Annotated in this window: 16 protein-coding genes; 3 read left to right on the top strand and 13 right to left on the bottom strand. The window is 71.0% G+C overall.

The window, feature by feature from the left end; all coding sequences use genetic code 11:
- Positions 1 to 37: 37 nt before the first annotated feature.
- Genes KYK13_RS19060 through KYK13_RS19030 form a run of 7 tightly spaced genes read right to left on the bottom strand, consistent with a single transcriptional unit; the run spans position 38 to position 6,703 of the window.
- On the bottom strand, positions 38 to 190 hold the full coding sequence (locus tag KYK13_RS19060) for a hypothetical protein (RefSeq protein ID WP_223646192.1): 153 nt from the start codon (positions 188 to 190) through the stop codon (positions 38 to 40).
- A 13-nt stretch (positions 191 to 203) separates the two neighbouring features.
- Positions 204 to 1,433, bottom strand: a complete 1,230-nt coding sequence (locus KYK13_RS19055; RefSeq protein WP_223646191.1) for an ABC transporter permease — start codon at positions 1,431 to 1,433, stop codon at positions 204 to 206.
- Between the two features lie 6 nt (positions 1,434 to 1,439).
- The gene (locus KYK13_RS19050) at positions 1,440 to 2,678 is read right to left on the bottom strand and encodes an ABC transporter permease (RefSeq protein WP_223646190.1); all 1,239 of its coding nucleotides are present in this window, start codon (positions 2,676 to 2,678) and stop codon (positions 1,440 to 1,442) included.
- Positions 2,675 to 3,436: an ABC transporter ATP-binding protein gene (locus KYK13_RS19045; protein WP_223646189.1), complete on the bottom strand. Its 762-nt coding sequence runs from the start codon at positions 3,434 to 3,436 to the stop codon at positions 2,675 to 2,677. The genes KYK13_RS19050 and KYK13_RS19045 overlap by 4 nt, the downstream gene beginning before the upstream one ends.
- Positions 3,433 to 4,686, bottom strand: coding sequence for an efflux RND transporter periplasmic adaptor subunit (locus KYK13_RS19040; protein ID WP_223646188.1), 1,254 nt, complete (start codon positions 4,684 to 4,686; stop codon positions 3,433 to 3,435). Before KYK13_RS19040 ends, KYK13_RS19045 begins: the two co-directional genes overlap by 4 nt.
- Positions 4,683 to 6,008, bottom strand: coding sequence for a TolC family protein (locus KYK13_RS19035; RefSeq protein WP_223646187.1), 1,326 nt, complete (start codon positions 6,006 to 6,008; stop codon positions 4,683 to 4,685). The genes KYK13_RS19040 and KYK13_RS19035 overlap by 4 nt, the downstream gene beginning before the upstream one ends.
- Positions 6,005 to 6,703 carry a YIP1 family protein gene (locus KYK13_RS19030; protein WP_223646186.1) on the bottom strand — a complete coding sequence of 233 codons (699 nt, stop codon included), beginning with the start codon at positions 6,701 to 6,703 and terminating at the stop codon, positions 6,005 to 6,007. The genes KYK13_RS19035 and KYK13_RS19030 overlap by 4 nt, the downstream gene beginning before the upstream one ends.
- Before the next feature lie 216 nt (positions 6,704 to 6,919).
- Here KYK13_RS19030 and KYK13_RS19025 point away from each other — a divergent pair, with 216 nt between their 5' ends.
- The gene (locus tag KYK13_RS19025) at positions 6,920 to 9,499 is read left to right on the top strand and encodes an AAA family ATPase (RefSeq protein ID WP_223646185.1); all 2,580 of its coding nucleotides are present in this window, start codon (positions 6,920 to 6,922) and stop codon (positions 9,497 to 9,499) included.
- Positions 9,500 to 9,669: 170 nt separating this feature from the next.
- Positions 9,670 to 10,485, top strand: coding sequence for a Rossmann-like and DUF2520 domain-containing protein (locus KYK13_RS19020; RefSeq protein ID WP_223646184.1), 816 nt, complete (start codon positions 9,670 to 9,672; stop codon positions 10,483 to 10,485).
- A 46-nt stretch (positions 10,486 to 10,531) separates the two neighbouring features.
- On the opposite strand, the gene KYK13_RS19015 is transcribed toward KYK13_RS19020, so the two are convergent.
- A complete protein-coding gene (locus KYK13_RS19015) occupies positions 10,532 to 11,857 on the bottom strand; it encodes a hypothetical protein (RefSeq protein WP_223646182.1) in 1,326 nt (441 codons plus the stop codon).
- Between the two features lie 218 nt (positions 11,858 to 12,075).
- Here KYK13_RS19015 and KYK13_RS19010 point away from each other — a divergent pair, with 218 nt between their 5' ends.
- Positions 12,076 to 15,099 (top strand): hypothetical protein, encoded by a 3,024-nt coding sequence (locus tag KYK13_RS19010; RefSeq protein WP_223646180.1) that lies wholly within the window; start codon positions 12,076 to 12,078, stop codon positions 15,097 to 15,099.
- An 8-nt stretch (positions 15,100 to 15,107) separates the two neighbouring features.
- On the opposite strand, the gene nadD is transcribed toward KYK13_RS19010, so the two are convergent.
- From nadD to KYK13_RS18985, 5 genes are all read right to left on the bottom strand, one after another.
- Entirely contained in the window at positions 15,108 to 15,674 is a 567-nt protein-coding gene (gene nadD / locus KYK13_RS19005; RefSeq protein WP_223646178.1) for a nicotinate (nicotinamide) nucleotide adenylyltransferase, read from the bottom strand.
- Positions 15,675 to 15,684: 10 nt separating this feature from the next.
- Positions 15,685 to 16,359: a hypothetical protein gene (locus tag KYK13_RS19000; RefSeq protein WP_223646177.1), complete on the bottom strand. Its 675-nt coding sequence runs from the start codon at positions 16,357 to 16,359 to the stop codon at positions 15,685 to 15,687.
- Between the two features lie 7 nt (positions 16,360 to 16,366).
- Positions 16,367 to 17,557, bottom strand: coding sequence for an exo-beta-N-acetylmuramidase NamZ domain-containing protein (locus tag KYK13_RS18995; RefSeq protein WP_223646175.1), 1,191 nt, complete (start codon positions 17,555 to 17,557; stop codon positions 16,367 to 16,369).
- A 50-nt stretch (positions 17,558 to 17,607) separates the two neighbouring features.
- Positions 17,608 to 18,942, bottom strand: a complete 1,335-nt coding sequence (locus tag KYK13_RS18990; RefSeq protein ID WP_223646173.1) for an adenylate/guanylate cyclase domain-containing protein — start codon at positions 18,940 to 18,942, stop codon at positions 17,608 to 17,610.
- A gap of 67 nt (positions 18,943 to 19,009) precedes the next feature.
- Positions 19,010 to 19,744 carry a lipopolysaccharide assembly protein LapB gene (locus KYK13_RS18985; protein WP_223646172.1) on the bottom strand — a complete coding sequence of 245 codons (735 nt, stop codon included), beginning with the start codon at positions 19,742 to 19,744 and terminating at the stop codon, positions 19,010 to 19,012.
- Between the last annotated feature and the right edge of the window lie 50 nt (positions 19,745 to 19,794).

The raw sequence follows: 19,794 nt of genomic DNA, 5'->3' as shown, positions 1-19,794 counted from the left end.
CCGGGTGATCGCCATCACCGCCATGGCACTTGCGTGATCACTCTTCCACCCGCAGTCGGCGGCGCTCGCGCAGGACGCCGCCGAGTGGCCCCCACTCGCCCCGGGCCCAGGGCAGTACCTCGCCCACCCTCGCCCGGTGGAGGAAGGCCAGCGCCGCGTCGGGCGTGCGCGTCCAGGTGAGGTGCGGCACCCATTCCGGCTCCCTACTCCGCGCGCATCGCCTCCACGGGATCCAGCCGCGCCGCGCGCGACGCCGGGTAGATGCCGAACACCAGCCCCACGCCGCAACTCATCCCCAGCGACAGCAGCACGGCCCACAGGGGCACGCTCATGGGGAACAGCAGCACCCACTTGCCCAGGAACACGCACCCGAAGCCCAGCCCCAGCCCCAGCACCCCGCCCACCAGCGACAACATCACCGCCTCCGTGGCGAACTGCCCCAGGATGCGGCGGCGACGCGCGCCCAGCGCCTTGCGGATGCCAATCTCGCGCGTCCGCTCCGTCACCGACATCAGCATGATGTTCAGGATGCCGATGCCGCCCACCACCAGCGACAGCAGGCACACGCCCACGCCCGCGAACGCGATGACCTGGGACAGCTCGTTGAAGGACGCGGTCATGGACTCGTTGGTGTGGACCTCGAAGTCGTTCGCGTCCTGCGGCGTGAGGTTCCGGCGGCGGCGCATCAGGTTCACCACCTCGTCCTGCGCCTTCTGGAACGACGCCCCGTCGCGCGCCTGGATGTCGATCTCCACCGAGCGGTTCTTGCCATAGAACTGCTGGAAGGCGCGCATCGGGACGATGGCCTGGTTGTCCTGGCTGGCCATCCCCATGACGCTGCCGCGCTTCTGCAGCACGCCAATCACCTGGAACGGCCGGCCCTGCAGCCGCACCTCGGAGCCCACCGGATTCATGCCCGGGAAGAGCGTGTCCGCCAGCTCCACGCCAATGACCATCACCGGGCGGCCGTCCAGCGTCTCCGTCTCGTTGAAGAAGCGGCCGGTCGACACGACGACGCCGCTCGTCTCCAGGTACGTGGGCTCCGTGCCCAGGACGCTCACCGAAGGGGGCGTCTCCCGGAACGCCGTGGTCAGCTTCTTGCCCCACTCCTGGGCCATGGGCGTGGCCGCGCCCACCGAGGGACAGGACTCCACGATGGCGCGCACGTCGTCCCCAAGCAGGTCCTTGCGCTTGGCGTACTTCGCCCAGTTGATGCGGCCGAAGCCCGAGGGCCACTTCGTCACCTCGAAGGTGTGCGCGCCCAGGCTGCCCAGGTTCTTGTTCACCTGCTCGCGCAGTCCCTCGATGAGGGCCATCATCGTGATGACGGTGGCCACGCCGATGACGATGCCCACCAGCGTCAAGAGCGAGCGCAGCGGGTTGCCCAGGAACGTGCCCAGCGCCAGCCGCAGATTGTCCAGGAAGGCACGCATCAGTGCCTATTCGTAGCGGAGCGCTTCCACCGGGTCCAGCTTCGCCGCCCGCGCGGCCGGCCAGATGCCGAACAGCAGGCCCACCAGCGCCGCGAACGCCACCCCGCCCACCACCGTGCTCGGCCGCACGTCCGCCGCCAACGGCGTCACCAGCGACACGATCTTCGCCGTGCCCAGGCCCACCATCGTCCCCAGCAGCCCCCCCACCGCGGACACGCTGGAGGCCTCCATCAGGAACTGGAGCACGATGGTGCGCTGACGCGCGCCGAGCGCCCGGCGAACACCAATCTCCCGCGTCCGCTCACGCACCGACACCAGCATGATGTTCATGATGCCGATGCCGCCCACCAGCAGGGTGATCAGCCCCACGCCCGTGGCCACCGCGTAGAGCGCGCCGGTGAGCTGCTCGTAGGTCGCCGCGAGCGAGTCCGTCCGGTTGACGTTGAAGTCGTCCGGCTGGCCCGGCGGCGTCGCGCGCACGCGCCGCATGATGCCCACCAGCTGGTCCTCCACCTTCGACATCTGACCCGCGTCCGCCACGGCGATGGCGATCTGCATGGGCCGTCCCTTGCCGAAGCTGGAGTTGAAGGTCTTGAAGGGCATGAACACGGACATGTCCATGTTCTCCGCCACGACCTTCCCCTTGCGCCCCAGCGTGCCCACCACCTGGAACGGCCGCCCGTCGATGCGCACCGTCTGCCCCAGCGGGCTGATGCTGGGAAAGAGCGAGGCGGCCACGTCCGCGCCCAGCACCGTCACCGCCCGGTTCACCTCTTCGTCCGCGCGGGTGATGAACCGTCCGGACACCACCTCGTAGTTGCCAATGGACAGGTAGTCGTTCCACACGCCGTTGATGCGCACGTTGGAGACCTGGAGGGCGCCGTGCGCCACGTCGGACGTGCGCATCACCGCCGGGGAGATGGCGGTGATGAAGTCCGCCTGGGCGCGCAGCTGCGCCACCTGCTCCAGCGTGAAGTTCTTCCGGTTGCGGTACATCCACCAGTTACCCTTGATCATCCAGGGGTACTTGGAAATGAAGACGGTGTTCGCCCCCAGGGTGGCCAGCTGCTTCTCGAACGAGGAGTTGAGCCCCTGGATGATGCCGACGATGGCGAGCAGCGTGGCCACGCCGATGCCGATGCCCAGCGTCGTGAGCACCGTGCGCATCCCGTTCGCCTGGAGGGAGAACACCGCGATGCGGGCCCCCTCCAGGACATCCACGCGGAAGCCCCGCCGGAAGCTCACGCGGTGCCCGCTTGCGGCGCCACCGCGTGTCCGCTGCCCATCGCCACCTCCGGCCCCGGCCCGTCCGCGACAATCTCACCGTCGCTCAGGCGGATGGCCCGGGGACATCTCGCGGCCAGCTTGGGCTCGTGCGTGACGAGCACCAGCGTGTGCCCCGCCCGGTGCAGCTGCTCGAAGAGCTTGACGATCTCCTCGCCCGTGGCCGAGTCCAGGTTGCCCGTGGGCTCGTCCGCCAGGAGCATGGACGGCTCCGACACCAGCGCCCGCGCGATGGCCACGCGCTGGCGCTGACCGCCCGACAGCTCGTTGGGCCGGTGGTGCATGCGGTGCGTCAGCTGCACCTTGTCCAGCGCCGCCTTCGCCCGCTCGCGCCGCTCCTTCGCGCTCACGCCCCGGTACACCAGCGGCAGCTCCACGTTGGCGAGCGCCGTCTCCTTGGGCAGCAGCTGGAACGTCTGGAAGATGAAGCCGATCTCCACGTTGCGGATGACGGCCAGCTCGTCGTCATCCATGCGCGACACGTCCTTGCCGTTGAGCATGTAGCGGCCGCTCGTGGGCGTGTCCAGGCAGCCCAGCACGTTCATGAGCGTGCTCTTGCCGGAGCCGGACTGGCCGATGATGGCCACCCACTCCCCCCGCCGGATGTCAAAGGACACGCCGCGCAGGGCGCGCACCTCTTCACCGCCCACGAAGAAGGCCCGCGTGAGCCCCTCCACCTGGATGAGAGGACCCGCGTCCGGTGCAGGGGCGGCGGTCACGACTTGCCCTTCGACGCGGCCTTCTCCGGCTCGCGCACCGCGTCCCCGTTGGACAGCTCCTTGGACAGCGTGCGGTAGGGGCCCTCCACCACGCGGTCCCCGGCCTGCAGGCCCTCCAGCACCTCCAGCTCCGTGTCGGACGCGATGCCGGTGCGCACGCGGCGCACCTGCGCCTTGTTGTCGCCGTCCACCACGAACACCACCTTGGCCAGCGACTCCGTGCGGCGCTTGGCGGTGAGCGAGGTGCCCTCCACCGGCGCCTGGTAGTCCGGCAGCGAGCGCTCGGCGCGCACCGTCACGGCCTGGATGGGCACGAGCACCGCGTCGTCGTGGGTCTCCGCGCTGATGCGGGCCTCGGCGCTCATGCCGGGGAGCACACCCGGCGGACGCGCGTCCAGGGCGACGGTGATGGGGAAGCTCGTCACCTCGGCCTCCGTGCCCGGGTTCTTGATGGTGGCCTTCTGGGCGATCTCCACCACGGTGCCGGTGAAGGACTGGCCCTCCAGCGCGTCCAGCGTCACCTCCGCGGGCTGGCCGTACTTCAGGTGGACGACCTCGTGCTCACCCACCTCGAACTTCACCTCCATCTGGTTGAGCGCGGCGATGGTCATCACCACGTCCTCGGAGAAGTCGGAGCCGCGCACGCGCTCACCGACCTCGCGCGACATCTCAATCACGTTGCCGTCGATGGGTGACAGGAGCGTGGTGCGCGCCAGGTCCGTGGAGGCCTGCTCCAGCACGGCGGAGCTCTGGGCCACGCGCTGCTTGGCCGCGGCGAGGCGCGCCTCCGCCGTATCCGTCACGGCCTTGGCCTGCTCCACCTCCGCGGCGGACGCGAGCCCCTTCTGCGCCAGCCCCTGCACACGGGCCAGCTCCGCGCGCTGGCGCGCGGCGTCCACCTCGGACACCTGCACCTCGGACCGGGCCGCGTCACGGGACGCGGTGGCCTGCTTCACGGCCGCCTCGTAGTAGCGCTTGTCGATCTGCCCCAGCACCTGGCCCTTCTTGACCGCGTCGCCGTCCTTCACCTGGAGGGAGACGAGGTCTCCGGACAGGTTGGAGGAGATCTTCACGGTGGTGGCCGCCTGCACCTTGCCCGCGCCGGTGATGGTGCGGGTGATGGTGCCCTTGCGGGCCTTGGCCATCTGGACTTCCTGCGTCGGGGGCGGCCGGTCGCGCAGGCCGCCCACGGTGATGCCCACCGCTCCAAGCAAAAGCGCGCCGGCGATTGCCGCCTTCCACCACGTCATTGTGCGTCTCCCGGGTTCAGCGTGCCCATGGCCCGGAACAGGGCATAGCGGGCGATTTCGACATCGATGCGGCTCTGGAGCAACACCAGCTCCGCCTGGGTCAACTTGAGCTGCGCGTCTCGCACGTCGAGCGTGGAGCCAGCGCCCGCGCGGAAGCGCTCGTCCGCCAGCGCCAGCCCCTGCTGGGCGACCGCGCGGTTGGCCGTCGCGAGCTTCGCGGAGGCAATCTGTCCCTCCAGCACCTGGTGGGCGCGGCGCACCTCCGCCTCCAACTCCCGCGCCGTCTGCGCGAAGGTCAGCTCCGCCTTGCGGATGTTGACCTGGGCGCGCGCGGACTGGGCGTCCGTGACGAAGCCGTTGAACAGGTCCCACGTCGCGGTGATGCCGCCGCTGAAGATGTTGCCGTAGCCGGGCTCGGTGAAGAACGGGCCCGGGGCCTGGGCGTTGTGCGAGTAGCGCGCGGACAGGCCCACGCGGGGGATGTAGTCCCCCTGCACGATGGCGCGCTGCAGCTCCGCTACGCGCACGCGCTGCTGGAGCGCCTTGAGCAGGGCGCGGTGCTCGCGGGCCTGCTTGAGGGCGTCATCCAGGGCGGGCGCCGGCGCGGGCTCCTGCTGGAGCACGCCGGGGTCCGCCGCCTGGAGCGGCTCCGTGCCGGGGCGCGCCAGCCACACGGCCAGCTGCACCTGGTCCGCGACCAGTTGGTTCTGGCGCTGCACGATGTTGATGCGGTCGTTGCCCAGGTTGACCTGGGCGGAGATCTCCTCGGCCTTGCCCACGCGGCCCGCATTGAAGAGGGCGCGGGCGCGCTCCAGCTGCTCCTCGCTGCGCTGCGCGGTGGCGGTGAGCACGTCCAGCGTGGCCTGCGACAGGAAGAGCGCGTAGAAGCGGCGGATGGCCTCCATCTCAGAGGTGTCCGCCTCTTCGATGGACTGGTTGCGCGTGGCGTCCACGTTGACGCCCGCCTGCTCCAGCTGCTTCCAGAGGCTGCGGTTGTAGATGACCTGCGACAGGCCCAGGGACGCGGTGTAGCTGTCCGCCGTGTTGGAGGAGCTCACCACCTCGCGCGTGATGGTCTCCGTCTCGCTGATGGGGACGGAGTAGACCTGCCGGCGCCGGCCCAGGTAGTCCAGGCTGGGGCCCAGGTTGAGCTGCACCTGCGGCAGGAGGTTGGAGCGCGCGACGCGCTGGTCCTGCTGGGCCACGGCGACGTCCAGCGCGGCCTGGAGCGCCTGGGTGTTCTTGCGGCCCAGCTGGCGCGTCTCCTCCAATGTGATGGGCGTGGCGGTGAGCAGCGTGGCGACGACGAGGAAGGCACTCACTGCGCACCTCCCGCCGGCAGGCCGATGAAGAAGACACCCGCGTACATGAGATACATCACCCCGATGAGCGCCATCGCGCGGCCCAGCCGCATGCCGGTGGCGGTGGAGAAGCCCACGCCCAACAGCCCCACGCTCCAGAGATTGAAGAAGTCCACGCCCTTGAGGACGCGCTGCATCTTCGGCGACAGGCCGTCCAGCAGGGCCAGGCTGGAGGGCACGAGCCGCTCCGCGCGCAAGTCCGTGAGCGAGTGCTGATAGCCCGCGCACACCGCGTAGATGAGGTGGTAGAGCGCGATGGGCAGGAGCGCCACCGCGGCGGCCGCCATCAACTGCCCGAACGACGCGGGCTTGTTGAAGAGCCACGCGGCAATCCAGAGGATGCACGCGAGCAGCAGCACCATCAGGGGCATCACGATGAGCCCCTTCGCGATGCCGCCCACCAGCGCCTTGCGCGACGCCGTCTGGATCTGCTCGGCGATGTCTGACTCGGACACGGTGGACGCGGTGGAGTCGGTGGGCAGGGCGCTCACCACGGAGGCGGCGGCGTCCCAGCGCAGTGCGTAGACGGTGCCGGAGATGGCGACGCAGACGGCGAGGATGAGGAGGGGCCACAGCCAGCGCCGGGCCTCGACGGCTGCGCGCGTGCCCCCAATGGGGTCCATGAAGACGCGGGCCGGTTGAACAAGGGAGGTCATAGGGATGGGGTCTCAGGGCGAATTACGCAGCCCTCCCGGAGTGATTGCCCGGTCCCTTGAATTGAGTCGGGAAACGGGCGGGCAGCCAAACGAAATCCGGCCGCGGCCCATGGTTTATCCTGCCTTGCATCCATCCTGTAGCGGTCTGTAGCCTAAATTTTGCGGCGGGGCGGCGGACGGTGTATTCCGCTCGGCCGGACGCTTGCCGGAGCATGAATGGTCGACAGCACGGATCTCGCCCAGGTTCTCCATGAGGCGCATGACATCGCCCGCAGCGTCGCCCAGAAGCCCACGTCCGCCCACGTGTTGCTGGCGCTGTTCACGGTGGAGAACCGCGCGCAGCTCCTCCTGAAGGAGAAGGGCGTGGACGAGGACGCGCTCCTGCAGCTCATCACGGAGGCCCCGGCGGAGACGGGCAACGTGGTGCAGGAGCTGACCGCGCGCGCCCGCGAGTTGGCCAGCACCTTCCGCGCGGGCGAGGCGGACTGTCTGCACCTGCTCATCGCCATCATCCGCAAGCGCTGCGCGGCGAGCGACCTCCTGGGGCGGACGGGGCTGGACCTCATCTCCCTGTCCAACACGGCGCTCGCGTACTCCACGAGCGGCGGGCTGCCGCGCCGCCTCCAGCCGGGCTACGGCCAGGCGCTGGCCGCGCGCGCCCCGGTGGGCCGTCCGGTGGGCGCGCCGCCGTCCCCCCTTCCCTCCTCCACGTTCGCGCTGAGCGTGCCGCGCCCGGCGCCGGCACCGGCGCCGGTCATGACGCCCCCGGTGACGACGCCGCCGGTCACGCGCTCGACGCCCGCGCTGTCGCCGCGCGACCTCATCGACGTGGACGAGGACGACGTGACGCAGGACACCGCGGAGCCCGTGCCGCCGATGCCGCGCATGGCGCCTCCCGCGCCGTCGGCCCCGGTGGCTCGCGCGGCGCCGCCCGCCTCGCCTCCCGCGTCCCCTGCTCCGGTTGCCCGCCCGTCCACGCCGCCGCCCGCGCAGGCCAAGGGTCAGCCGCTGACGCTGGATGCCAAGGCCTTCCCGATGCTCACGTCGCTGGGCCGCAACCTGAGCCAGGCAGCCCGCGAGGGGAAGCTGGATCCGGTGGTGGGCCGCGCGCGCGAGGTCGAGGAGGTCATCGACATCCTGGGCAAGCGCCGCACCAACAACCCGTGCCTGCTGGGCGAGCCCGGCGTGGGCAAGACGGCGGTGGTGGAGGGCGTGGCGCAGCGCCTGTTGGGCCTGCGTGGCACGCTGGCGGAGAAGATCCTCGTCGAGCTGGACATGGCCACGCTGGTGGCGGGCACGCAGCTGCGCGGCTCGTTCTCCGAGAAGCTCAACGCCCTCAAGGAAGAGGTGCGGCGGGCCGAGGGGCGCGTGGTCGTCTTCATTGACGAGATCCACACGCTGGTGGGCGCGGGCTCCACGGGCGAGGGCCCGCAGGACGCGGCCAACGAGCTGAAGACGGCGATGGCGCGCGGCGAGTTCCCCTGCATCGGGGCGACGACGCACGACGAGTACCGCAAGTTCATCGCGGCGGACCCGGCGCTGGAGCGCCGCTTCACGCCGGTGGTGGTGCACGAGCCGTCGGTTCCGGAGACGGTGCAGATCCTCCAGGGCATCATCGGACGCTACGAGGAGCACCACGCGCTGCGCTACCTGCCGGAGGCGCTGGAGGCGGCCGCGTCGCTGGCGAGCCGCTACGTGACGGACCGGTTCATGCCGGACAAGGCCATCAGCGTGGTGGACCTGGCGGGCAGCCGCTGCCACCGCGAGGGCAAGCACCGGGTGGACGCGGCGGACGTGGCGCGCGTGGTGGCGAAGCTGGCGGGCGTGCCGGAAGAGCGGCTGTTGATGAACGACTCCGCGCGGCTGCTCCGGTTGGAGAACGACCTGGCGGAGCGCGTGATTGGCCACAGCGACCCGGTGGTGCGCATCGCGAGGGTCATCCGCCGCAACTACGCGGGCTTCGCGTCACGTCGGCCCATGGGCAGCTTCCTCTTCCTGGGCCCCACGGGCGTGGGCAAGACGGAGATGGCGCGGGCGCTGGCGGAGGTGCTCTTCGGCAACCGGGACGCGCTGGTGCGCCTGGACATGAGCGAGATGTCCGAGTCCCACGGCGTGTCGCGCCTCATCGGTTCGCCCGCGGGCTACGTGGGCTTCGGCGAGGGCGGGCAGCTCACGGAGCCGGTGCGCCGGCGGCCGTCGTCGGTGGTGGTGCTGGACGAGATCGAGAAGGCGCACCGCGAGGTGCAGATGCTGCTGCTCCAGGTGCTGGAGGAGGGGCGGCTGACGGACGGCAAGGGCCGGCACATCGACTTCTCGAACACGGTCATCGTGATGACCACGAACCTGGGCGCGGAGGCGTTCAACCGCACGGGCCGCGCGGTGGGCTTCGGCGCGGCGGACGCGGCGGCGGCCAGCGCGCTCGACATGGCGTCGGACACGGCGCGCAAGGCGCTGCCTCCCGAGCTGTGGAACCGCATCGACGAGCGGCTGCCGTTCCGTCCGCTGGCGGAGCAGGAGGTGGCGAAGATCGCCACGCTCATCCTGGCGGAGAGCAGCAAGCGGCTCGCGACGGAGCGCGGCATCGTCTACACGGCGGGCACGGACGTGGTGGGGCACCTGCTCAAGTCCGGCGGCTTCGACCCGATGCTGGGCGCGCGTCCGATGCGCCAGGTGGTGCAGCGGCTGGTGGAAGGCCCCCTGGCGGAGCGCATCCTGTCCGGCGAGTTCGGCGCGGGCGACCGCGTGCGCGTGGCCGTGCAGGCCGGTCAGCTCCAGTTCGCGCGGGACGCCGCCTGACGGTGGCGCGGCGAGGCGGGAGCACGCGGAGCGGCGCCGTTCGCGCCGGGCTCGTGAGCCCGGCGGGCCCTCGCCCGGCACAAGCGAAAGGCCGCACCACCGAGAGCGCCCGCGGGCGTCCCTCGACGGGCACGAAGGCTCGCGGAACGGCGAAGGCGCAGCGGGTCCCCGTGGTCATCGTCGGGGCGGGCCGGCTCGGTGGCGCGCTCGCGTTGGCGCTGCAGGCAAAGCGATGGCCCGTGCGCGTGCACTCACGCGACGACGCGGGTCGCGAGCGCGCGCGAGCCCTGGGCCTCAAGCCCGCGACCTCAGCGGACCTGAGAAAGGCGCGCGTCTGCGTGCTGTGCGTTCCGGACGCGGCGGTGCCCTCCGTGTCCGAGGCCCTCTCCCGTGAGCTGCCGCGCACGGTGGCGCTGGTGCACACCGCGGGCGCCCTGCCCCTCTCCGCGCTGGGGACGCAGCGGGGCCGCGCGGTGGGCTCGTTCCATCCGCTGTGCGCCGTGTCCTCCGCGCGTGACTCGCTCGCGGGCCATACGGCGGCCATCAGCACGCGCTCCCCCGCCCTGCGCGCCGTGCTCCAGCGCATGGCGGAGGACGTGGGCTTCGCGATGTTCGACGTGCCGGAGGCGCACCGGGCCGCCTACCACGCTGGCGCCGTGTTGAGCGCGGGCGGACTCGTGGCCCTGGCGGACGCGGCGGTGGGCGCGCTGGGCGCCGCGGGCATCGAACCGGAGGCCGCGCTGAAGGCCCTGCTGCCGCTGATGCGCTCGGCGCTGCGAGGCATCGAAGCGCGCGGCCTTGCGGGTGGACTCACCGGCCCCATCGTCCGGGGGGACGCGGGTGTCGTCGCGGCGCACCTCGCGGCGCTTCCCGCGGACATCGCCCCGCTCTACGCGCAGCTCTCGCGGCGGGCCCTGCGGCTGGCGTCGGAGCGGCTCAAGCCAGAGCCACGTGCGGCGCTGGAGGCCCTGCTCGCGAAGAAGTGACCGCGCGCGTCCCGGTGTCCCGGGACGCGCGTCTTTCCCACCGTGACTAGGTGAGGATGATGCGCGGGCTCTGCAGCGCGCGGCGCACGATGGCCAGCGCCTGCTCGGAGGCGGCCTCGGCCTCCGTGAGGCGGCGCAGGCAGACGTCGCCGCCCACCGCCACCGAGCGCTTCAGGTCCGCCAGCAGCGTCAGCGCCGCCTGCAGCATCTCCTTGCCCTGCGGAGACTCCGCGGCCGGCTTGCCCGCCGCCTTGGACACGTGCTCCGTGAAGCGCTGCACGGCGTCCATGGTCGCGTTCGGGTCGTACTTGTCCAGCAGCGGCTTCAGCCGGTCCGGCTTGACGCGGATGAGGCGCAGCGCGGTGACCTTCTGGAAGGCCGGGTGCACCAGGCCGATCTCCGACATCTCGAAAGCGCCCAGCAGGCCCTCGTCCGGAGCGCGGTGCGAGTGCGGCACCACGTCCACGAAGAGCGCCAGCGGATCCGCGCCCTGCTTGAACGCCTCCAGCTCGTCCTCATCCAGCGGCGGGAAGCTCGCCGGCGTGCCGATGAACAGCAGCGGCAGCACCACGTCGTGCCAGAACTCCTCCGGCGCCGAGCCCGTGCCGCCCACCGTCGCCACCAGGTGCGTCATCAGCTCCGCGAGCCGCGGGGCGCGCTCGGCCTGATCCGCCAGCGTCTTGCCCTGCTCCATGCGCTGGAGCGACGTGACGATCTGTCCTTCGAACTGCTGGCGGGCCTCCGGCGGCAGCGGCGGCTGGGTGCGGCCCAGCGCGTCACGCACGTCGCGCGCCAGCGCGTCCGTCTTCGCCTCCAGGGCCTGCTTCGCCTTGGCCGGGTCCACCACGATGAACTGCAGGAAGCCCGGGTCGAACAGGCGCTGGTAGTCCTGCGGGCCCAGCCGCTGGGGCTGACCGCCGCCCAGGGCCTGCGCCGGGTTGGCGCCGAAGCGCACCTGCCCCAGCGAACGGCGGATGTCGCCGGCCAGGTCGTCCAGCCGCGTCAACTTGCCCTGGGCCAGCGCGTCCATCACCGCCCCGAACGGGGACAGCATGATGATGGCCTCGGGGAAGCCCAGCGAGGCGCCCTCGGGCGAGTCGCGGTTGGGGAACCAGAAGGCCTGGTGCTCGGCGATGAGGCGCAGGGCGAAGCCGCCCGCCAGGCCCAGCGCCGCGCCCTGGTGGTTCGGGTTGTTGGGGTCGAACCGGCCGCCGAGCAGCTGGATGACCGACTTCTCCACGTCCGCCCACGGCGCCTTCGTCAGGTCGACCGGCGCGCCGCCGGCCTTCTCCAACGCGGCGGAGAGCTGGAGCTGCGCATTGTGGACGTGCTGCGGAACGGGGAGCCCCTGGGGCTCGGCGGGTTCGGTCATGGAAAAGGTTCCTGTGCGAAAGCGACGCGTTCCCTTACCGTGAAAAACGCGTTCGTGACTACGAATTGTGGTCGGTAGGATGCGCAGCCATGTCAGCTTCCCGCGGGCCTGCCCGCCAGCCCGCCATCCTCGCTTGTCTCCTGCTGCTGACATCGGGGTGTGCCTTCGTCGCACCCCGTTTTCCGCAGAACGTCCAGGCGTCGTTCGCGCGGGACGAGATGCACAAGCTGACCACGCGGTCGCTGGAGTTGTACTACCCGGCGCCCCTGCGCGGGACGGCGCTGCGGGTGGCCGCCCGGATGGAAGGGTGCGTGGAGCGGCTGCGCGGGGACGCGTGGAGCAAGAGGGAGCGCAAGCGGGTCCTCGTCTATCTGACGAGCGCGGACTTCAACAACGCGTACGTCCAGTCCGAGTTCGCCAGCACCCCGCAGCAGATGGTGCTGCCCCAGCACATGACGCTGGAGCAGTTCAACCTGCTGGGCCTGGGGGAGACGAACATCGGCGACGTGGCCTGTCACGAGTCCGTGCACTACGTGCAGATGCAGCAGGTGGGCGGCATCTGGAACGTGCTCAACCAGGTGACGGGCGGCCTCTTCCAGCCCAACATCTTCACCGAGTCCTGGTTCCTGGAAGGCCTGGCCACCTACTACGAGGGCCGGCTGGGCAAGGACACGGGGCGCCCCAGCAGCCCGGTGTGGAGCGGCTGGTGGGAGGGCGCGGTGCAGGCCAGGGGGGGCGAGCTCAACGCGGGCTACCTGTCCCCGGGGAACCGCGCGCTGGAGCCGTTCGGCGGCAACTACCTGACCGGTTCGAACTTCGTGGCGTATCTGGCGCGGACGTACGGCGAGAAGCGCCTGTGGAAGCTGGTGGAGGAGCAGGGCAACTCGCTGTTCCCGCCCATCGCGGTGACGCTGCGGTTCAAGCGGGTGTACGGCAAGGACATCGGGTCGCTGTTCGGCGAGTTCGAGGCGAGCCTCCAGAAGGACCTCCCGCGGCGCGAGCGCCCCGCCACGCAGCAGGTGCTGGTGCGGGAGGCGGGCTACTTCTCGCGGCTCGTCGCGAACCCGGCCGACGGCAGCACGGCGCTGATGAGCGTGGGCCGGGAGGAGATCACCCGCCTCACCGTGCGCGAGCGCGATGGCCGCGAGCGCTTCAGCCGCGCGCTGGTGCAGTTGCTGCCGGGGCGCCGGTGGGTGGTGGCCAGCCCGACGCTGGTCAGCGGCATGACGTTCAGCCGCGACGGCCGGTGGCTGTACCTGGTCAGCGCGGACATCGACTCGGTGGGCAGCTACACGGGGAAGCTGTGGCGGGTGGACGCGCGCACGGGTGACGTGGTGCGGCTGTGGCACGACGTGGTGGGCATGGGCGGCGACCTCACGGCGGACGGCCGGTCCTACGTGTTCGTGGAGGTGAGTGGCGACGCGGCGAACCTCGTGCGGCTGGACCTGGAGAGCGGCCAGCGCGAGCGGCTGACGGACTTCCAAGCGCACACCGCGCTGGGCACGCCCGTGACCTCTCCGGACGGCGGGCGGTACGTGTTCCCCATGTTCGGCGCGGAGGGTTGGGACCTGGTGCTGCGCGAGCCGGACGGGTCGCTGCGCTGGCTCACGCGGGACGGGCTGTTCAACTACTCGCCCCGGTGGCTGGATGATGACCACCTCGTCTTCCTGCGCGAAGTCGAAGGGCGCCTCCAGGCGCACGTGATGACGGTGTCCACGCGGCGCATCGCCCGCGTCACCGACGCGCCGCTGCTCGTGCTCGACGCCGCGCCCGTGGGCGGGGACGCCGTGGTGTTCCTCAACCGCGACGGCGTCAACTTCACGGTGGACCGCGCGCCCCTCACCCAGGCCCTGGCCGAGCTGGGTGCGGCGCCGGAGCCTCCGCCTGAAAGCGTCGCGCTCGCGCCGGACACAGGCGTCGCTCCAGAAGGCACGGCTCCCTCCAGCCCCCTCGCCCAGGGCACGGACGCGCACGACGGCTTCGCCGCCTTTCCAGGTCAATCCCCCCTCCCAACGGACGCCCCCACCCAGCCCCCTCCCGACGTGTCACCGGCAGCGGTGGCACCGGTGGCGCTGCCTCCCCCGCCGCCAGTGGACCCCGCGAATGACGTGGACGCGCCCGTGACGCCTCCGCCCGTCGTGGGTCACGCGGTGGACGTGCTGACGGACGAGCCCTACTCGCCACTCGAGGGCTTCTTCGTCCCGAACTACCGCGTCCCCTACTTCTACACGGTCCCCAACGACGTCGATGCGAACGCCCCGTTCATCGGGGGCGGCATCTCCATCGCGGGCCAGGACCGGCTGGGCTTCAACGCGTACGCGCTCACGCTCACCTACGACACGAAGGTCAAGCAGCCGGGCGTGTCGTTCGCGTACGGCAACGCCCTCTTGTCGCCGTTCTACATCCAGATCTCCGGTGCGTACCTGCGCGAGGACAACCGCACGGACCTGCAGGCCACCGCGTTCGCGTCGCGCACGTTCTGGACGACGCCGGTGAGCTTCGGCGTGCTCGCACTCGAGCGCCGCTTCGACGCCACGGAGCGCCGGCCGGCCATCACCACCCGACTCATCGGGCCAGAGGTCGCCGCGTCATACTTCGCCGGCGAGGGCACGTCCTACGGCGGCACGCAGCGCGGCCTGGGCCTGTCCATGAGCGGCGGCGTCTTCCCGAAGGCCTTCACGCGCAACTCCACCGTGGGCGACGTGCGCCTGGGCGTGGACGGCTACCTGGGCGGCCTGCCCTTCACCGGCAAGGACAACCTCCAGCTCTCCGTCGCGGGCCGCGCCTTGCCCGGCGCGCCGGACGGCCTGCTGGAGGTGGGCGGCATCCTCCCGGGCCAGGCCTTCTTCCTCAACCGCGACAGCACCAGTGACGGCGGCCTGCCGCTCCAACTCCAGCCGGGCATCGCCTTCAGCGAATACCTGCGCGGCTACGAGGACCACACCTTCCGCGCGCGCAACGTGCTGCTCGCCAACGCGCGCTACCGCTACCGCTTCATCATCGACTACGGCTGGGCGTCCACGCTGTGGGTGCTGCCGTCGCTCTTCATCAGCCAGGTGGAGCTGGAGGGCTTCGGGGCCTTCGCGCGCACGGACAACCGGAACAACCACACGGCGGTGGGCGGCACCGCCACGCTGCGGCTCAACATGGGCCAGGCCTACAACTTCGCCTTCTTCTACCAGTACGCCCACCGCTTCGAGGACGGCTTCGGCGACCTGCACCTGATTGGCGTGACGTTCTAGCGAAGGCCCTACGGAGCGCGCGCCACACGCAGGCCGTACAGGCCCTCCTCGCGCGCCACCGCGAGCACCGCCGAGGGCACCAGTTCCCCAGGCTCGATGCCGCGCGCAAGCTGGTCGCGCACCAGCGTGGAGGACACCTCCGCCAGTGGCGGCCCCACCGTGTCCGGCGCCGGGTAGCCGGCGCGGTAGAGCACCAGCACGCGCGCCATCCGCTGGATGCGCTCGAAGTCCTTCCAGTGCGGCAGGTCCCTCAGGATGTCGCTGCCGATGATCAGCGAGAACTGCGTGTCCGGGTACCGCTCCACCAGGAACGCGAGCGTGTCCACCGTGCGCCCGCCGCCGCCCACCTCGCGCTCCACCAGGCTCGTCTGGAGCCAGCCGGACGTCTCGCGGCAGAGCGCGTCGCACATGCGCACGCGCGCGTCGAACGACTCCAGCTGCTTGCCGAACGGATGGTGGAACGTGGGCATCAGCCACACCGCGTCCACGCCCTGCGTCGCATGGACGTAGGAGGCCGCCATCAGGTGGCCCACGTGCGGCGGGTTGAACGAGCCTCCGAGCAGCGCGACCTTCACGGCGGGCCCCTTACTTGACGGTGAGCTTCGTCGAGCACGAATCGACCTGCAGCACCCGGGGCGGCAACACCAGGTGTCCATCCAACCGGAACGCGGAGAAGCTCAGGTTGCGCTCCGCCTTCTCCAGGAGGCCGCACGTCTGCTCCGCGGCCCCCACCAGCCGGCCCGGCGTCACGAAGAAGCGCGGGCCGATCTGCACCACCGCGGGCTCCGGCTCCTTGCCGTGGATGAACACCAGCGCGTTGAGCAGGTCGTCGCGCACCAGGTCGTTCTTGTCATGCACCACGCAGCAGAGCGTGTCCCCCACCAGGTCCATGGCCTTGTTGGCCACGGTCGGATCCCGGTACGCCAGCGAGTCGCGCTCCGGGACGCGCACGAAGCGCTCCATCACCAGGCGCCGGTCGTCCTCGTTGGCGAGGTCCGCGGGGGCCTCGCGGGAAGCGGCCGTGCGCGTCAGGCCATCCTGGGGCGCCACCAGCCACTGCGTCACGTCCGCCAGGAAGTCCGCGTCCGAGTACTCGCGCCCACCCCGGCTCTTCTTGCGGCGCCACAGCACCCACTCATCCAGGTCCGTGTAGCGCGCGCCGGTGAAGAGGAAGCGCCGGGCGCCCTTCGACCGCAGCAGTTCATACGCCGCGTCGAAGGCGTCCAGGTCACCGTGCGTATCCGAGAAGACGCCAATCACGTGGGGGTCACCGCGACGCAGCGTACAGCAGAGCGGGCTCGCGGTGCTTGCGGAAGGCCTCCGTCTGCAGCTCGAAGCCCTCCAGCATCCGGTCCAGGCTCCACCCCTCCTCGATGCCGCGGCGCACCTGGTCGGTGCCGCACAGCAGGTCGAACGCGGGCACGTCCTCCACGAACTCGTACGCGTCCGCCCGCCAGTCGAAATGGCCCGGGCCGATGTCATGCAGCGCCTGGACGATGGCGATGCCCGTGCGCAGCGGCTGGAACGCGTTCCGGTCCGTGACGTGGATGAACGCCCCGTTGCACGACTGGCCCTGGTACTTGTCGAACGTGGGGGTGAAGCCCACCGGACGGAAGGCCACGCCCGGCAGCCGCTCCTGGTCCAGCCGCGCCATCAGCTGATCCGTGTCCACCCATGGCGCGCCGAACTGCTCGAAGGGGCGGCAGGTGCCGCGGCCCTCGGACACGTTGGTGCCCTCGAGCTGGCACATGCCCGGGTACACCAGCGCCGTGTCCGCGGTGGGCATGTTGGGCGACGGCGGCAGGAACGGCAGGCCCGTGTCGCTCCAGTACATGTCGCGAGTCCAGCCCTCGCACGGCACCACCGTGAGGTCGCAGCCGAAGCCCTCCTGCGCGTTGAACAGGCGCGCCAGCTCCCCCGCCGTCATGCCGTGACGGTTGGGCAGCGCGTACAACCCCACGAAGGAGCGGAACTTGTCCCCCACGAGGTTGCCCTCCAGCGTCACCCCGTTCAGCGGGTTGGGCCGGTCCAGCACGTAGAAGGGCACGCGGGCCTGGGCCGCGACCTTCATCGCCAGGGCCATGGTGTAGACGTAGGTGTAATAGCGGGCGCCCACGTCCTGGATGTCGAACACCAGCGCGTCCAGGCCCTTCAGCCACTCCGGGCGAGGGGAAAGCGACTCGAAGGTGGAGCCGTAGAGGCTGTGCACCGGGACGCCCGTCTTGCGGTCGCGCGCCTCGTCCACGGCCACCATGTATTGGGCCTCGCCGCGGATGCCGTGCTCCGGCCCGAAGAGCGCCGCCAGCGTCACGCCGTCCGTACCGGCCAGCAGGTCCGCCAGGTGGCGGAAGCGCGAGTCCACGCTCGTGGGATTGACGATGGCACCCACGCGCTTGCCCTTGAGCGCGGTGAAGCCCTGCGTGGCCCACACATCCAATCCCGTCTTCACCTTCGTCACGTTCAGTCGCCTCGTCCCGTCGCCACCGGTCTCACGCGGGCGTGGAATGGTCAGTTCGCCGCCAGGCGCTTGAGCGCGCTCTGCGCGGCCTTCTTCGAGTCACAGGTGCCCAGCCCGAGGAAGCCTCCAGCGGCTCCGTCATTCGGGCCGCCGTCGTCCGCCAGCGTCTCCAGCGCGCCCCGAGCGGACTCGAGCCGCAGGTTGGCCACGGCCTCCGCGGCGCTGGAGCGCACGCCGCACTGCTCGTGCTTCAACAGCGAGATGAGCCGGGACTCCGCGCGGTCGTTGCCGTCCTTGCGCACCGCCTGCGCGTAATAGACCACCGCGGCGCCCAGATTGCCCTGCGCCTCCTCCAGCCGCCCGCTGAGGTAGCCGCGCTGCTCCGGCTCCTCGAGCTTGATGAGCCTCTTCGCCTCGTTCACCCGCTGCGCCTTCTCCGCGCCGCTGGCGCCCTCCACGTCGCGGATGGCCCGCATCGCGGGGCCGCCGCTGCTGACGAGCATTCCTCCGCCCAGCACCGCCCCCACCAGCAGCACCGCGCACACGCCCCACCCGGCCACGGTGGACGACACCTTCGAGGTGATGGCGGGCGGCAGCCTCGCGTACACGCGCGCCCAGAGCGCATCCGTCGCGGTGCGTGCCTGTTTGCCCAGCACCGAGGCCCGCTGCCCCACCAGCGCCGCGCCCGCCGCCGCGCGCTGGCCCACGGCCACCGCGCCCTGCCCCACCAGCACCGCGCCCGCCGCCGCGCGCTGGCCCATGTCCAGGCTCGAATCCACGCGCGACAGGGCCAGGTTGCCGTAGGGCGGCATCGAGGCCGCCTCCTCCGGCGAGGGCAGCACCGCGTCCGGAGTGGGCGCCAGCACCCGGTAGGGCGCGCGCGGCACGCGGAAGACGCGGATCTTCCCGGGGATGCCCTTCAACTCGAAGGCGCCCACCTCCTGCGACGGCACCTCCGCCTTGTTCATGGAGAGGTAGACGGCCTCCGTGAAGTAGACCTCGTCCGCCTCGGTGATGCCCTCCACGCGAGCGGCGATGTTCACGGGCTCGCCGAAGATGTCGTTGTTCTCCACCCGCACCTCGCCCACGTTCACCGCGACGCGCACGTGGATCTGGTCGTCCTCCAACAGCTGCCGGTTGTGATGCCAGAGCCGGTCCTGGATGGCGATGCCGCTCAGCACCGCCTGCGTGGGGGACTCGAAGGTGACGAGGAACGCGTCGCCAATGGACTTGATGATGCGCCCACCGAACGCCTTGAACAGCGGCGCGAGCAACGCCTCATGCACCTGGAGGAGCTGCTGATTCTCCTCCAGCGTCTGGCGACTGGTGCGTTCGGTGAAGCCCTTGATGTCGGTGAAGACGATGGCGAGGTTGGCGGTCTTCAAAGCGGGGGCAGTGTATGCAGCGCGTCGCGCGAAGCAATCGCCACGGAGCGCGCTCCGCCGCCTGCTGTCAGCGCTTTGAAGGTTTGAGCACCCGCATGTTGCGCTTCGGCGGCGCCGTCAGCTGCGCGCGCACCTTCGCGGCGAGTTGGGGCCTGTCCGTCCGCTCATAGAAGGCCGCCAGCGTCCTCAGGACGCCCGGGTTGTCTGGCTGGGCGTCGCGCGCGGCCAGGAACTCCCGCTCCGCGTCCAGCGTGCGGCCCTGCTTCTCCAGCACCGCCGCCAGCTGCATGCGCACCTGCACCCACGCGGGGCGGGACTTGGACAGGGGGCGGTAGTGCAGCTCCGCCTTGAGCCAGTCCCCCGCCTGCGCCCAGAGGCCCGCGAGCCGGAAGCGCGCGTCGTCGTACGACGGGCGCAGGGTGACGGCCTTCTCGTAGGCCCGGATGGCGTCGAAGGTGGCGCCCTTCTCCTCCTGGAGCTGGCCCTGGAGGAAGTACACGCGGGGGTTGTCCGGGGCCTCGCGCTGCGCGGCCTCCAGGTGGACGCCGGCGCGCTCCAGCTCCGGGTCGCTGCCTCCCTTGAGGAGCAGCCGCGCGGCCTCCAGGCGGGGCAACTCCCAGCGGGGCTGGTTGGCAATGAGCCGCTCCAAGGCGGCGAGGGCTCCCGCGTCGTTGCCCGTGGTCTCCAACGCCAGCGCGTCCGCCAGCGGACTGGAGGCCGGAGTCGCTTGCGCCGTCAGGCCCGGAGAGGCCGGTGCGTCGGACGCGCCCGCAAGCAGCGCCGCCACGAGAACCCACATCATGGTTGGCAGATAGCAGGTCCCGGTGGGCCACCTCAATACTTCCCCTTGAC

The sequence above is a fragment of the Corallococcus sp. EGB genome, from assembly GCF_019968905.1.
GTDB lineage: Bacteria > Myxococcota > Myxococcia > Myxococcales > Myxococcaceae > Corallococcus.
Note: the sequence above shows the minus strand (reverse complement) of the source record. Positions and strands in the feature narration are given on the sequence as shown.